We start from the raw sequence: 15,277 nt of genomic DNA on the forward strand, positions 1-15,277 counted from the left end.
AAATAAGTCGTGCTATCCTAATCTTAAACCACTAAGCATTAGAAAGCGCACGACTTATATGACTTATAATAGCACACTTCCAAAAGTTTTTGTTTATTTACTGACAACCATTGAGACGCTTTATCAAACGAGGGTTCCCCTTGAGGTTCAAAACCGAAAGAACGTCCATCTCGCAACATCAGATTGCTTAGTTATCGCTTGTTACCTATGGGGCGTACTGCATTTTAGTGAAACGATTAAAGCTAAGCACCAACTTGCTCAAAGTTTATTTCCTAATTTCCTAGAATATTCTCGCTTTGTCCGCCGTTGTAATGCCCTCTTACCGAGTATCCAAGTCATTCGCCAAGCACTCGTCTTTAAAGAGGTTGAAGGAATTAGTGTATCCATTATTGACAGCTTCCCCATTCCTTTGTGTCAGCCTATTCGTAATTTCAGAAGCAAAGTTCTTGGATATTATGCAAATGTTGGCTACAATGCTACAAAGGGACAGTACTTCTATGGATGTAAATGTCATGCTTTAGTCAGTGAATCAGGCTATGTCATAGACTACACAATTACTCCTGCTTCAATGGCTGATAGTTCAATGACCGAGGAAGTGTTGAGTCAATTTGGGACACCAACAGTCCTTGGAGATATGGGATATCTAGGTCAGTCACTGCATGATAGGCTGGAATTAAAAGGAATTGATCTAATGACACCTGTCAGGAAGAACATGAAGCAAAAGAAAATCCTTTTCCCTAATTTTTCAAAACGTAGAAAAGTGATTGAGCGAGTTTTCTCTTTTTTGACAAATCTAGGAGCTGAGCGTTGTAAAAGTCGTTCGCCTCAAGGTTTTCAATTGAAATTAGAGATGATACTTTTAGCGTATTCTTTACTGTTAAAATCAGCTAAATCACTGGAACCAGAGACTTTAAGATATTCTATCGGGTATCAAGTCATGGCTAAATAATCAACTAGCAATTCGGGTATTTTAATACTATTTTATATACAGTTGCAGGGACAGCATTTGGGTTATTGGTTAATATCCCTGTCGGTTATGCCTTATCACGAAGAGATTTATTTGGAAGAAAATGGATTTCGCTACTCTATGTTGTTCCTATGTTTGTGACAGGAGGATTGATTTCAATTTATTTGGTGACTAAAAATTTTGGACTCTTGAATACGGTTTGGGTCATGATTGTTCCCTTTGCGGTTTCCCCTTATAATATTATCGTTGCTCGGACCTTTTTTCAGGAGTCTATTCCAAATGGTCTTTGGGAAGCTGCTCAAGTTGATGGCTCGAGTACCTTTAGATATTTTTTCCAAATTGTTCTTCCTTTGTCAAAAGCGATTTTGGCAGTTATCGGTCTTTGGACAGCAGTCGGAATTTGGAACTCATGGTTCAATGCTTTGATTTATCTTACTGACCAAAATCTGCAACCCTTGCAATTAATATTAAGACAATTATTGATTACAAACCAAACACTCCAAAGTCAAGCTACTGGTGACGTAGCCTCACAACTTCGTCAAACTGCTGATATGATGAAATATGCAGCTATTGTTGTTTCTACACTCCCAATTATGATGGTTTATCCTTTCTTACAAAAATATTTTAATCAAGGTGTCATGGTTGGAGCGATTAAAGAGTAAGTTATTAGATTGAATTAGGAATTAATTAGTAATTTTAAAATTAAATTATAGGAGATTTTCAAATGAAAAATCAAAAAATGGTTGTTGCAGCTGGAGCGGCTTCAATGCTCGCAGCACTTGCTTTACTTTCTGCTTGTGGAAACTCAATCTCTAGTAAAGAGGGGAATTCAAGCAATAAAGATTTTACAGTTGCAACAGTTCGTTGGGCTGATTGGGGGAATGATTATACTAAATTTCCAAATCAGTTAGCAAAAGAAGCTGGAATTAATGTGAAGTGGGATACTTATCTCAATACGGATTGGGGAGATAAGAAGTCAACATTGATGGCAGGAGGGAATTTACCAGATGCTTTTATGGGTTCAATCACCTTTACAGACCAAGAAATTGCTCAAAATCAGTCTAATTTCATTCCCTTGGAAAAATATGTCAAGGATATGCCTAATTTGCAAAAGGCAATGAAGAAGAATCCGGCTTTAAAAGCCATGATTACAAGTCCGGATGGTCATATTTGGTCTTTACCTAAAGAAGCCCCAATGCGTCCAATCATTGCGAATCAATTATTTATCAACAAAGCTTGGTTGGATAAGCTGTGCTTACAAATGCCAACAACTTATGACGAATTTGTGAAAGTTTTGGAAGCTTTTAAAACTAAAGACCCTAATGGCAATGGGAAGGCAGATGAAATTCCTTATGGAACAGGAAATTTTGACCCCACTATGTCTTACACTTTACCCTTTGGTGTTCTACGAGGAGCTGATAATTCAAATGAAATGATGATGTTGAATGGAAAACCAGCTTATATTCGCTCGACTGATAATTTCAAAAAAGGGATTGAGGCCATGCATGATGCCTATACGAAAGGGTTGATTGACCCAGAATTGTACACGCTAGACCCTACGCAAGCACAAGCAAAATTAATGGCCGATACTGAAACAGTTGGTGTGTCAGTTGGTTGGACAGCTGATGCAACTTTTGGGAAAAATGCTAAAGATTATGTTGCACTTCCTGCATTAAAAGGCCCTGATGGAAATCAATATGTGATGTCTGACCCTGACCATTTTAACCAAGGGCGAGATGAATTTATGGTAACGACTCATGCTAAAAATGTAAAAGCACTAATAAAGTGGGCTGATAAATTTTATACTAACGATGCAGCCATTCAAAATTATTATGGAGCTTTTGGAGTTGGGACTGAAAAATCAGGTGAGGCTTACAAAGTTTTAAAACCAACTGGGGATAACTCAGCAGACACTCAAGCGTGTATTAATTCTTTGCGAGATTTTGGGCCTAAATCATGGGATAACAGTTTGAATGATAAGGTTACTTTTGAAGCCCCTACAAATGGTGATGCACAAAAATTAAAAATGGATGCAGAGTTGAAACAATATGCTCGACCTGCCTTTCCTTCGGTTACTTATACAAATGATGAATTACAAAAAATTGCTCAAGTTTATCCAGATTTGAGTTCGTACACAACACAAGAAACAGCAAAATGGGTTACTAAAGGTGGGATTGATAAAGATTGGGAGGCTTATATTGCAAAATTAAATCAAATGGGCCTAAAAGACTATTTGAAAATACAAACGGACGCTTATGAACGTTACCAAAAAGCTTTGAAAAAATAGCTTGTTATAAAAGACCAGAGGTCTAAAAACCTCTGGTCTATTATTAAAAGTGGCGGACAGCTTATCAGTAAAAAAAATTGAATAAGATGGGAAAACTATTAAATATTGACAGTTCAGTAATGAGAATAATGGCGCTTTTTGCAGATTTGATAATCCTGAATACTTTATTTATTTTAATGTCACTTCCAGTGATTACTATCGGAGCGAGTTTTTGCGCCTTGCAAACGAGTTTACAAAAAATATTGCATCAAAAAAAAGGAAGTGTGGTCAAGAATTATTTTAAAAGCTTCAAAATAAATTTTAAACAAGCGACAATTTTTTTACCACTTTAAGTTTGCTGACTTTTATTTTATTCTGTGATTTTCGTTTAGTGGGTCATTTGCCACTATTGTTGTCGTTTTTAATGAGAACGGCAGCTTTTATAGGCACTTTAATTCTTGCTTTACTAATCGTTTATGGATTTTCTTATATTGGAAGATATAAAAATTCTTTGAAAAAAACAGTTTATAATCTTCTGTTGATAAGTATTCAAAATTGGTTTCAAAGTTTATTTTTACTGATTTTTAATGGTTTAATTATCTATTTCAGCTTTACAAGTCCGTACGCTTTACTGACAATGATTTATTTCTTAACTTTTGGTGGCTTTTCTGTGATTAATCTTGTCAATTCAATCATGATTAAACAAGTTTTTGACAGAATTGAAAGAGTGACTCATTAGATTATAGTGAGATATTTACTGACAGGATGGTCAGTGAATTAGAAAGTAAATATATGAATAATAATATTATAAAATTTGATAAAGCTAGATTCACGGTTTTGACTGATTACTTGATTTGTATTGAGTATAGTGAGACCGGTGAATTTGAAGATAGAATGACACAAATGGTACAAAATCGAGAGTTTTCTGAGGTCAATTTTGATATCATTGAAAAAGAAGAGACGATTGAAATTATCACCTCAACGGTTCATCTTTATTACAATGGTGGAGAATTTACAAATGCGAGTTTATTTGCTGATGTAAAATTTAACTTTTCTGTTTATTCAAATCGCTGGTATTTTGGTGAAAAATCTGATGGGAATTTAAAAGGAACAACTAGAACCTTGGATATGATTGATGGTGAATGTCCTTTAGAGGATGGGATTATGTCTAAAAGTGGTTTTGCAGTCCTTGCGGATAAAGGAAAAGTTCTGACAGAAGTAGGAGATATTGCTGGTAATTCTGTCAGCACAATTGATTTATATTTATTTGCTTATGGACGGGATTATAGATAAGCTCTGAAAGATTTTTATCAGCTGACAGGAAATACACCACAACTTCCTCGGTTTGCTCTGGGAAATTGGTGGAGTCGGTATTACGATTACAGTGATAAATCATATTTGGCTTTGATGGATAAATTTACTGATAAGAAAGTTCCCTTATCTGTCAGTGTGATTGATATGGATTGGCATAAAGTATCAGAGGTTCCAAGTCGTTTTGGTTCTGGATGGACAGGCTATTCATGGAATAGAAATTTATTTCCTAATCCAGAAAATTTTATTGATGAATTACATCAAAGAAAACTGAAAGTAACTTTGAATGACCATCCGGCTGATGGAATTCGTGCTTTTGAAGACCTTTATCCACAGGTTGCTCAAACGCTTGATTTAAATACAGAATTAGAAGAGGCAGCAAAATTTGATTTTGACAATCCAAAATTTCGAAAAGCTTATTTTGAAGAGGTTCATGGACCTTTAGAAAAAGAAGGCGTTGATTTTTGGTGGATTGATTGGCAACAAGGGGCAATCTCTAAATCAGGAGTTGACCCACTTTGGTTACTCAATCATTATCAATATCAAAATGCTCAAAAGAAGCATAAAAATAATATCATCTTGAGCCGTTATGCTGGACCAGGGAGTCATCGATATCCTTTAGGATTTTCGGGAGATTCAGTCATTTCATGGGCAAGTTTGGATTTTCAGCCTTATTTTACGAGTACAGCTTCAAATATTGGCTATACTTGGTGGAGCCATGATATTGGGGGGCACATGCAAGGTTACAAAGATGCGGAGCTCAGTTTAAGGTGGTTGCAATTTGGGGTATTTTCACCAATCAATCGACTTCATTCCTCAAAATCAGAATTCACTAGTAAAGAGCCCTGGCATTTTGATGCGGTGATTGAACAATCAATGATTGACTTTTTACAACTTCGTCATCAATTAATTCCATATCTTTATAGCGCCAATTTAATAACAGCTTCTGAAGGTAGAGCACTTGTTGAACCACTCTACTATGAATATCCGATGGAAGAAGAAGCTTATCAGCATCGAAATCAATATCTTCTTGGTGAACAACTGATGGTAGCACCGATTACCGAAAAAATGAATTCTCTTTTACAGATGGGAAGTGTGGAGGTTTGGTTTCCAGAAGGAACTTGGTATGATTTTTTTAGCGGTCAACCTTATGATGGGAAGGTCAGCCTGAAAATTTATCGAGAAATAACAGAAATGCCTGTTTTCGCTAAAGCAGGAGCTATTATTCCACTAGATAAAAATCCTCTAAAAAAAGAAGAAATTCCTAGTGAAATAATCTGGAAAATATTTCCTGGAGCCGATGGTGAGTATCTTTTATTAGAAGATGACAACGAAACTAAAGCAGAATTTGTTAATGGAATTTTTACAGTTACAAGTAAAAAAGAAAGTTCTCGCAAACATACGATTATTTACGGGGAACATGAAATTGTATCTGCTAAAAGAGGAGATTTTTCTATTGATTTAAATGGAAAAGAAGAAAATTTCGATTGGAATTTTTCTACTACTTTGTTTAGAAGATTAGATATTGCAGAAATTTCTTATGAGCAAAAAGATGAAATTTTACAGCAGCTCTCTTTGATTGAAGAACATGAAAAACAAGTGGCCTTTATCAAAACAATTGAAAATCAAGAATTACAAAATAGTCTATTTGAATTACTTTACAGTGGAAAATAAAGAGGAAGCTTTGTATAATAGGATGACAGAGGTTCTGAAAACTTAAACATATAGGTGAATGCTTCCTCTTGTTAGAAACGAAGACTATGACAAAAATCACTTTAAAAGAAATTGCGATAATGGCTGATGTATCAGTGATGACGGTCTCTAATGTTATCCGTGGGAAAGATTCACGCGTTTCGGCTGAGACAAAAGCTAAAATTCAAGCTTTAGTGAAAAAATATAATTATGTTCCCAACCAAAATGCAGCCAATTTACGTTCAGGAAAATCGAAATTAATCGGTGTCTTATTTTATAATAAATCTCAAAACATAGATTTTACCGACCCTTTTATTTCTTCAGTTTTAACTGGGATTGAGCGAAGAGCGAAGGAGGAGGGCTATTTTACAATGGTTCATACCGTCCAAAATGCAAAGGGGATTGAGCAACTTCAAAGAAACTGGGCTTTCGCTGGTTTTATTGTGGTCGGGGTATCAAATAAAGACTTTTTGCAAATTGATCAAGCGATATTAACTCCAGTCAGTTATATAGATACCTATTTTGAAGATACAAAAAAATTAGATGATAAGTTAAGAAATTTTATTGGCACCAATGAGGAAAAAATTTCAGAAAGTATTGCTAATCATCTCACAGAAATGGGGCATGAAGAAGTTCTATTTTATAGTTTTGACTTTAATCAAGAAGAACCAAGTGTTATTGAAAAACGTTATCATGCTTTTCATAAATTTTTTAAGGGCGAAATTTTGTTTGCAACGACAAAAAGTGCAGACTATCAGGAAATTTTGAAGAGTGTGTCAGTTTATTTAATGGAGCAGCCTTTTACGGCAATTTATGCTACTGCTGATATTTTGGCAGCAAAGTTAAATCAAATTTTTAAAGAGATTTCGATAGTAGGAGTTGATGATGCAGAATTTGATGAATTTATCTCGCCTAAATTGACAACAGTAGCCATTAACCAAGTTGAAAAGGGAAATGTGGCAATGGGAAGTTTGATTAATTCAATTGAAAAAGAAATTTCTGAAAATTACTCTTCGGAAAGCCTCCTAATCATTCGGGATAGCGTAAAAAAACTCTGACAAATAGTCAGAGTTTTTTTTGTGGGACCAAGGCGTTGACCACTGTGATTTGAGAAATGATAGTTTCATTTTCGTCAGTGATTTTGATTTCCCAGACATGGTTGCGTTTGCCGTTTTTGAGGAGAAGACCGCGGACATTTACGAAACCTTCGCATTTTTTTGGATTGAGATGGTTGGCGTTAATGCTTTGACCAAGGGCAAAATATTGACCGGAGCCGATTGCATTACTTGCCATACCAGCTGTGATTTCGGCAAGGGCAAGACTTGCACCACCATTTAAAAAGCCGTGCGGCTGAGCGTGAAAATCGCTGAGTAACATTTTACTTGTGAATTTATAGATTTTACTGACAGACTTGTCAGAATTTTCGTCAGTAAAAACTTGAAAATCTGTGATATTGAGTTGGTCAATCATGTTCATTGGAAATCTCCTTAATAAGATATGAGGCCGCCCTAGGGTCTTGACATTTAGTGAATAGACTTCAGGGACAGCAACAAGCTGATATCTCTGATGGCAGTTTATCGCTGACTGTCTTGAAATGATAAAAAATCCCTTTTTGGCTGACGCTTGCCCTGCCAGCAAGTACTTGCGATTCTCGTTGCGCTTTAGCATGGACATTCGAGCGTAGCGAAGAACAGTACTTAGCTGGAATGGACGGCGTAGCTAGCGACATTGCCAAAAGAGACAACTGAGCGTATGTAGGAAAAAAGTGGTTTTGCTTGAAGCAGAGCTTCAAGGTTGTGGATGAAATTTGCAAAGTAAGATTCACCTGAAAGTAGAGGTTCCAGTTTTTTTCTTTTTTCACTCATTTCAAGGAGGTCAAGCTCAATTTATTTACAGTATAACGATTTAGCGCTTCTTCATTGATTGTAAAGCCAATGCCAGCTCCAGTAGGGACAGTCATAAATCCCTCTGGGAAAGAAATTTCTGGTTTGATTAGGTCTTGGTCAAAATAATGCTTAGAATCAGATAAATCACCGGCCATAGCATTTCCAGAAAGCGCGGCGAGTTGGACATGTAAAATCTTAGAAATACCAGACTCAACCATACTGCCAATCCAAAAGCCAATCTGATGCTGTCTGCAAAATTCAATAGCTTTTTGACTTTGGTAAAGTCCGCCTAAACGACCAATTTTCACATTGAGCATGGTTTTGAAAGGGAGTTCTGTCAGCATTTTTAGACTTTCCAAATCTTGAACGGATTCGTCAAAGCAAATTGGTGTTAAGAAGTTTTCTGTCAGTAATTTTAATTCGGATAAATCTTTGATATCAAAAGGCTCTTCGATACAATCCAGACCAAGTTCGTCCAGCTCTTTGATGACTGGCCAGTCTGTCAGTTGAAAACTTTGATTGGCATCAAGAGCAAATGTAATTTGTGGATATCTTTTTACCAGCTTTTTAATCAAGTCGGTCCCAATTTGTGGACTAATTTTTAATTTAATTCTTTTGACACCACTTTTAATAAGTCGGTCAATTTGCTTAATGGTTTGCTCGTCAGACATTTGTCCAATAACCGCACCACGTGGGATTTTATCAGCTAATTTTTCTTGGAAAAGTCCAGCTATCAAATTTTCATTTTTTTCTTTAAAATACAAATCTAGAAGCGCATTTTCAAGTCCAGCCAGTGCCATTGGTAAGGGACTTCTAAAAAATTCATGTATTTCAAAAGGGTGTGAGAATTCCTTTTTCAAAATTTCTGGCAGGTAAGTTTCTTCCAAAATTTTCCAAGAATCAGCAAAAGTTTCTGAGGTATAAAAAGGAGTCGTGAAAGCAACAACTTCACCAAATCCGGAAAGGCCCTTAGGACTTTCAACTTTTATAATAATTGTATCGCGGAGATTTAAGGAACCTTTGGCGGTCTTAAAATTAAATTTCATAGGGAGTTGAACATGAAACATTGTGATTTTTTCAATTTTCATGCTTTGAGCTCTTTTCTTAAGATTTTTCCAGAAGCGTTTTTGGGCAATTCATCCATGAAAATGATGGTCTGCGGACGCTTATATTTTGCAAGCTTTTCAGTGAGAAAGTTTTCTAATTTTTCCTTAGAAATCTGACCTGAAACAAAAAGAATCGGCACTTGACCCCATTTGGCATCAGTTTTTGCAACGACGGCACATTCCTTAATTTCAGGAAGAGAATATACTAAATCTTCGATTTCTTTGGGATAAATATTTTCGCCACCAGAAATGATGATATCTTTTCTGCGGTTGAGCAGATAGAGAAAGCCATCCCTATCAAGATAGCCAATATCGCCTGTTTCAAAAGCAGCACCATAAGGCTTTTGCCCTAAATAAGCGTTCATCAGCATGGGAGATTTTAGCCAAATTTCGCCAACGCCAGAAAGATCAGGATTGCGAATTTCAATTTTAACTCCTGGTAAAGGTCGACCGACAGAGATTGTTTTATCTGGAAAATCTAAAATATTAAAAGTAACAGATTGTGAAAAACTTTCGGTCATTCCATATGTTTTATAGACTGGCAAAGCTAATTCTTGGCATTTTTGGATTAAAGGTTGAGGAATAAATTCACCACCAAGTAGAATTAATCGTAAATTATTTCCATTCAATTTGTCGGCAATTCTGGTCAGGATGGTCGGAACGAGTGAAATCATGTTTATTTTTCCAGAATTGACCACTTCTAGAAGCTGATTTTCATCAAATTTATCAAAAATTGTGGCTGATGTTGCGTTGTATAGACTACGCATGATGATTGATAATCCGCTGACGTGAAACATAGGTAAGATGATGAGCCAATTATCATCTTCGTAAAGACCGAGCATCTTTTGCGAGGCTTTAACATGGTTTGAAATCATGCCCCATGTGATGGGCACAGATTTAAATTTTCCGGTAGTCGCCGAAGTATTCATGATGACAGCGATTTTTTCGTCAGGAAAATTGACTGACAGACTTACAGGTTCAGCTTTTGTTGCCAAAATATCTGAAAAAGAAATGCTGTCAGTCATTTTTTCTTTCAATAAATCAGAGTTGAAGACTCTATCAATTTCGAGTTCATTGACTTGCTCAGTCAGTTCGTATGTGGTTAGATGTGTATTCAAAAGAAGAATCTCTTTTGACAAACCGAGTAAGGCAAACAAGACAACCGCCATTTCAACAGAGTTTTCTGAGAGGAGCGCAACTCTAGTCTTTTTAGCGACGAGTGGAGCTAAATGCCTTGCTGTTTTATCCACTCGTTGATTGATTTGTTCAAAAGTAAAGTCATTTAAAAATGTTTTTTGGGGATAAAGTTCCGCCTGTTTTTTTAACCATTTCATTATTTAAGATGTGAGTGAACTCAATTTTTCCCTTCATTTGTATTTTTTTACTGACAGAAATCCTGTCAGTAATTTTTCATAATTTTAAAAAGCTGTCAGTAACTTTTAAATCACAAAAAGCGCCAAAATGACGCTTTATCAGCAATTTTTCAAAAGTTTATGGGAATTTTGGAAATTGGTCAAAATCAGGTTTACGTTTTTCTTTGAAAGCGTCGCGCCCTTCTTTGGCTTCATCAGTGGTATAGAACATGAGTGTTGCGTCTCCCGCAAATTGTTGCAGTCCAGCAAGTCCGTCAGTCGCTGCATTCATCGAGCCTTTGAGCATACGGAGGGCCATTGGTGAGAGAGCCAGCATTTCTTCGGCCCATTGAACAGTTTCTTCTTCCAGACGGTCAAAAGGTACAACTGTATTGACCATGCCCATGTCCATTGCTTCTTTGGCAGTATATTGACGGCAGAGGAACCAGATTTCACGCGCTTTCTTTTGACCAACCATAGCGGCAAGTAAACCAGCACCATATCCAGCATCAAAAGAACCAACCCGTGGACCAGTTTGTCCAAATTTTGCATTTTCAGAAGCGATAGTCAAATCACAAACGATATGTAAAACATGACCTCCGCCGATGGCAAAACCATTAACCATGGCAATAACAGGTTTTGGCGTAATCCGAATCAAATGTTGTAAATCTAAAACATTCAAACGAGGAATTTGGTCTTCACCAACATAACCACCATTTCCACGAACTTTTTGGTCGCCACCAGAACAAAAGGCTTCTTTATCTTCACCTTTGCCATGATTAGCACCAGTTAAAATAATGACACCGACATTTGTGTCATCACGTGCAATACTAAAAGCGTCAATCATTTCAACGACTGTTTTTGGACGAAAAGCATTGCGAACTTCAGGACGATTAATGGTAATTTTTGCAATTCCATTATAAGTTTCATAAATAATATCTTCGTAGTTACGATTAAGGGCAACCCAGTTAAATTTTGACACAATTTCTCCTTTAAGATGTGAGGACGAGCGTTTAGAAGTTATGAAAATTGCCATTTCGACTAACTGCTTTAGCAGTTTAGCGAGAATGGACAGCGTAGCAACTTGTTGCACAGATAGAAAAATGAGGTTCTGGGCACCGCCCAGGTTCCATTTTATCTATTTTCATCAACTTTTGCGAATCCGAACTCAGTTAAAATAAGATGTGAGGGGCGCTTGTTTAGAAACTGAGAAAAATAGGAAAAATTATGGTTCTTCACGAAGTGAAGGTTCTAATTTTTATCTTTTTTCGTAGGTTTCTAGCGCACCAAACTCAGTTAAATAAGATATGGTTTGTTTCATAATTCTGATTAGAACAAACTCACTTACATAAATTATTTTTATTCTAGTTAATAAGATTTCGATTTTACTGACAAATTGCCTGTAAAAACTCATTTATTTGACTAATGAATGTTGCTGACAAGTGCACGGATGGCACAGGCATCACTTTTCCATTATATCATAAAGCTTTTTGACTAAGCCAAAAATTCCTCTAATATTTTTTGATAAAGGGCAGGATTTTCTAAGTGGATATTATGACCCGAGCCAGCGACGGGAATCCAAGTGACATTAGAATTTGGCGCAAAAATCTCTTTGGCAATGTTGGAATATTTCTCATCTAAATCACCAGAGAGATAGAGAATTTCAGGATTTACTAAAGAAATCTTGTCCCCGATATAATCCAGCTGACCTTGACCTGTTCCCCGCAAAGTTTGGGCAAGAGCTAGTGGTGAATTATTAGCGCGTCGCTGCCAAATTTCTTTTTGAATTTTTACTGATAGTTTTTTTTGTGAGTTAAAAAGTGAAAGATTTCCCCAAAAATTGGCGAACCATTCAGAGCCATTCAGAAGAATTTTCTGAGCCAACTCTTCGTCAGTAAATTGTCTTTTTTCGCGGTCACTGATGCTAAAAATTCCAGGTCCTGTTGACTCTAAAATTAATTTTTCAACGGGAGCCGACGGATAAGCCAAACAATAGCGGAGCGCAAGCCGCCCACCCATTGAATAACCCAAAAGTGAAAAAGGTTTTTCGTCAGCAAATTGTGTGAAAAGTAAATGAAGGTCTGACAGTACTTGATCAAGCTTGTAAGGAGCAAGGGTATCGGGTTTTGCTGATGAACCATGACCTAATAAATCAATGGCAACAATCTTGTAACCTGTCAAACTAAGTTTCTGCCAAGTGCTTGAACTTTCGGAAAAACCATGCAATGCAAAAATAATTTTCCCACTTCCCCAAATACTGACAGCATAATCAAGACCCGCAATCGTCATTATTTTTTTATCAATTTTCATAAGAAGTATATTTTTTATGCAAAGCCAAACTTAAATCTTTGTCCGTTTTAATTTCCAAAAGATGAATGCCAGGTTGACAGATAGAAGTTTCAAATTGCTGACCAAAATCAGCATAATTACTGACCAAATGATAATCTAAACCTGTCAATTCAGCCAAGCCCTCAAAATTCAAGCCATGCGGGGTTGAAAAGAGATAATCAAAATTTGGCACGCCTTTTTGCGCTAAATGATGAAAAATTCCGCCACCATCATTATTGAAAAGAACGATTGTCAGATTAAGTTCATGCGTTTTACCAATAATTAGCCCATTTAAGTCATGGAGCATGGACAAATCGCCTGTCAGTAAAACCGTTGGTTTTCCGGTTGTAGCAATACCAAGCGCTGTAGATTCGGTTCCGTCAATGCCATTGACACCACGATTTCCTAAGATTCTGACCTTGGAATCTTCCTTTTTCCACCAATAATCTATATCGCGAATTTCCATACTATTTGAAACAAGAAGTTGAGCGTCAAGTGCTTTCAAATGTTTTTGTAGTTCTTGGACGAAACGTCCTTCAAATGGATTTTCTTCCTGAGCCACTTTTTCAAGTTGATGACGCATTTTTTCTTGGGCCTTTTGCCATTTCTCCAAATATGAAAAGTCTTGATTCACTTTTTGGATAGAATTTGCAAAAGTTGTGACATTGGATTGGACCATGATTGTCGTTGTTAAACTTGGATTGCGATAAACTAAAGCAGGGTCAACTTGAATAAATTGTGCTTCGTCATTGAGGGCAATAAATTGTTGTAATCTTTTAGAAACAGGCATCTGACCAAAAAGAAGAATAGACTCCGCTTTTAAGTCAGTTTTCAAGTCATCATTTGCCAAAAAAGCATCATAGCTGTCCATGACAAAAGGAGAATTGTGATTTCTAAGATTGGAAAGAGGGTCTGCCAAGATGGGTGCCTTTAATTGTTCGGCGAGTTTTAAAAGTGACTCTGAATAATTTTCAGCAGAATTGGCTCCTGCCAAAATCAGTGTTTTTGAAGAAAGTAATGCTTCATCAAAAAAGGCGCTTTGTTGACCTTTAAAGAATTTAAAAGGCAGTTTAGAACGTCCTTTTTCATAGTTTTCACTCTTTAATTCGGGAACTAAAGGGTCGCGCAATGGAACGTTGATTTGAACAGGTCCAGCCATCTGGTCAAGGGCAGATAAAAAGGCGCGTTGAGCCACTTTTCGCGGATAAGTCCAAAAGTTTTTTGCTTGAGGCTGGGGGGCTTCAAGATTTTCAAAATGATTGACGAAATTTCCAAAAAATCTGGTTTGGTCAAGCGTTTGAGACGCTCCAACAAATTGAAGCTCGGCTGGTCGGTCAGCTGTCAAAATAATGAGTGGGATACGACTCATCTTTGCTTCAGTAATAGCTGGAAAATGATGAGCAGCAGCAGAGCCAGAAGTACAAACTAGCACAACTGGTCGGCGATTTGCCTTAGCAATTCCGAGTGCAAAAAAAGCGGCCGAACGTTCATCAATATTGACATAAGTATCGTATTTTTTATATTCTTCAAAAAGCATGGCTAAAGCCGTTGAACGTGAGCCAGGGCTAAAGACAGCTTCACGTACTCCGAGATTGAAAAGTTCATCAACAAAGGGAGCTAAATATTCATTGGTCATGATTATGTCCTTTTCTAATGGATTGATATTCTAAATAGAAGTCATAAGGCTTCTAAAATCGTTTTTAATTTTACCTTGGTTTCATTAAATTCTTCTAAAGCATCAGAAGATGGAATAATTCCACAGCCAGCATAAGCATAAAGTTTTTGCTCATTTATTAAAGCTGAACGAATGCCAACAATTAATGTTCCGTTGCCTTCATTATCAATCAAACCAAGAGGAGCCGCGTAAAGTCCACGTTCATGCTTCTCATGTTTTCTAAGAAAAGTGAGTGCTTCATGTCGCGGTTCACCTCCTAATGCCGGCGTTGGGTGAAGATGTTTTCCCCAATCAATGAGCGAGCTTTTAGAACTTTTTGCGGTCAATAAGGTCTGAAGATGGTAGACATTTTTTAGCTCCATTAAACCCGTCTGACCAACTTTGACCGATTCGGCTTTTTCAAGCAAATTTTTCTTGATTTTTTGGACAACAATCTCATGTTCTAAAAGATTTTTAGGGTCTGTCAGTAATTTTTCGGCCGCATTTTCCATTGTTTTAGGAAAGGTGCCTGCTAAAGCATAGCTCAACAACTGATTGCCATTTTTTTGAACTAAGATTTCTGGTGAGGCACCAAGAAAAATTCTTTGTTCTTTTTGATAAGCAAAAATAAAAGCCTTAGGATTATTTTCAAGAAGATTTTGGAGAATACTTTCGAGCTCAAAAGGGCTTTGACTTAGGAATTCAAGTTCTCTGG

12 protein-coding genes and 2 pseudogenes are annotated in these 15,277 nt (G+C 36.7%); 7 read left to right on the plus strand and 7 right to left on the minus strand.

The features are described from left to right. Window positions 1-58 precede the first annotated feature (58 nt). The 7 genes and pseudogenes from LLA01S_RS03760 (at window position 59) to LLA01S_RS03790 (ending at window position 7,294) form a co-directional block, all read left to right on the plus strand. Window positions 59-949: an IS982-like element IS982B family transposase gene (locus tag LLA01S_RS03760; protein WP_061777872.1), complete on the plus strand. Its 891-nt coding sequence runs from the start codon at window positions 59-61 to the stop codon at window positions 947-949. 17 nt (window positions 950-966) lie between these two features. Further along, window positions 967-1,629 (plus strand): annotated as a pseudogene (locus LLA01S_RS03765) (carbohydrate ABC transporter permease); the annotation flags it as partial. 62 nt (window positions 1,630-1,691) lie between these two features. Continuing rightward, window positions 1,692-3,254, plus strand: coding sequence for a type 2 periplasmic-binding domain-containing protein (locus tag LLA01S_RS03770; protein ID WP_032949740.1), 1,563 nt, complete (start codon window positions 1,692-1,694; stop codon window positions 3,252-3,254). A gap of 176 nt (window positions 3,255-3,430) precedes the next feature. Next, on the plus strand, window positions 3,431-3,586 hold the full coding sequence (locus tag LLA01S_RS12970) for a DUF624 domain-containing protein (protein WP_254245746.1): 156 nt from the start codon (window positions 3,431-3,433) through the stop codon (window positions 3,584-3,586). 158 nt (window positions 3,587-3,744) lie between these two features. Then, window positions 3,745-3,972, plus strand: a complete 228-nt coding sequence (locus tag LLA01S_RS12975) for a hypothetical protein (protein WP_232035052.1) — start codon at window positions 3,745-3,747, stop codon at window positions 3,970-3,972. Between the two features lie 26 nt (window positions 3,973-3,998). After that, window positions 3,999-6,218 (plus strand): annotated as a pseudogene (locus tag LLA01S_RS12130) (glycoside hydrolase family 31 protein). An 86-nt stretch (window positions 6,219-6,304) separates the two neighbouring features. After that, the gene (locus LLA01S_RS03790; RefSeq protein ID WP_021211633.1) at window positions 6,305-7,294 is read left to right on the plus strand and encodes a LacI family DNA-binding transcriptional regulator; all 990 of its coding nucleotides are present in this window, start codon (window positions 6,305-6,307) and stop codon (window positions 7,292-7,294) included. A 7-nt stretch (window positions 7,295-7,301) separates the two neighbouring features. Here the strand turns inward: LLA01S_RS03790 and LLA01S_RS03795 are convergent, their stop codons facing one another. From LLA01S_RS03795 to LLA01S_RS03825, 7 genes are all read right to left on the minus strand, one after another. Next, window positions 7,302-7,712: a PaaI family thioesterase gene (locus LLA01S_RS03795; RefSeq protein ID WP_011675695.1), complete on the minus strand. Its 411-nt coding sequence runs from the start codon at window positions 7,710-7,712 to the stop codon at window positions 7,302-7,304. 385 nt (window positions 7,713-8,097) lie between these two features. Continuing rightward, complete coding sequence (gene menC / locus LLA01S_RS03800; protein ID WP_061777874.1) at window positions 8,098-9,210, minus strand: o-succinylbenzoate synthase; 1,113 nt, start codon at window positions 9,208-9,210, stop codon at window positions 8,098-8,100. Further along, window positions 9,207-10,562, minus strand: coding sequence for an o-succinylbenzoate--CoA ligase (gene menE, locus LLA01S_RS03805; protein WP_032949742.1), 1,356 nt, complete (start codon window positions 10,560-10,562; stop codon window positions 9,207-9,209). The genes menC and menE overlap by 4 nt, the downstream gene beginning before the upstream one ends. A 157-nt stretch (window positions 10,563-10,719) precedes the next feature. Beyond that, entirely contained in the window at window positions 10,720-11,562 is an 843-nt protein-coding gene (menB, locus tag LLA01S_RS03810; RefSeq protein ID WP_011675699.1) for a 1,4-dihydroxy-2-naphthoyl-CoA synthase, read from the minus strand. Between the two features lie 512 nt (window positions 11,563-12,074). Further along, window positions 12,075-12,890, minus strand: coding sequence for a 2-succinyl-6-hydroxy-2,4-cyclohexadiene-1-carboxylate synthase (gene menH / locus LLA01S_RS03815; RefSeq protein ID WP_014572947.1), 816 nt, complete (start codon window positions 12,888-12,890; stop codon window positions 12,075-12,077). Beyond that, the gene (gene menD / locus LLA01S_RS03820; RefSeq protein WP_061777875.1) at window positions 12,880-14,544 is read right to left on the minus strand and encodes a 2-succinyl-5-enolpyruvyl-6-hydroxy-3-cyclohexene-1-carboxylic-acid synthase; all 1,665 of its coding nucleotides are present in this window, start codon (window positions 14,542-14,544) and stop codon (window positions 12,880-12,882) included. Before menD ends, menH begins: the two co-directional genes overlap by 11 nt. 41 nt (window positions 14,545-14,585) lie before the next feature. Then, on the minus strand, window positions 14,586-15,277 hold a 692-nt coding region (locus LLA01S_RS03825), incomplete at its 5' end, for an isochorismate synthase (protein ID WP_155719839.1).

The organism is Lactococcus cremoris subsp. cremoris NBRC 100676, from assembly GCF_001591705.1.
Lineage (GTDB): Bacteria > Bacillota > Bacilli > Lactobacillales > Streptococcaceae > Lactococcus > Lactococcus cremoris.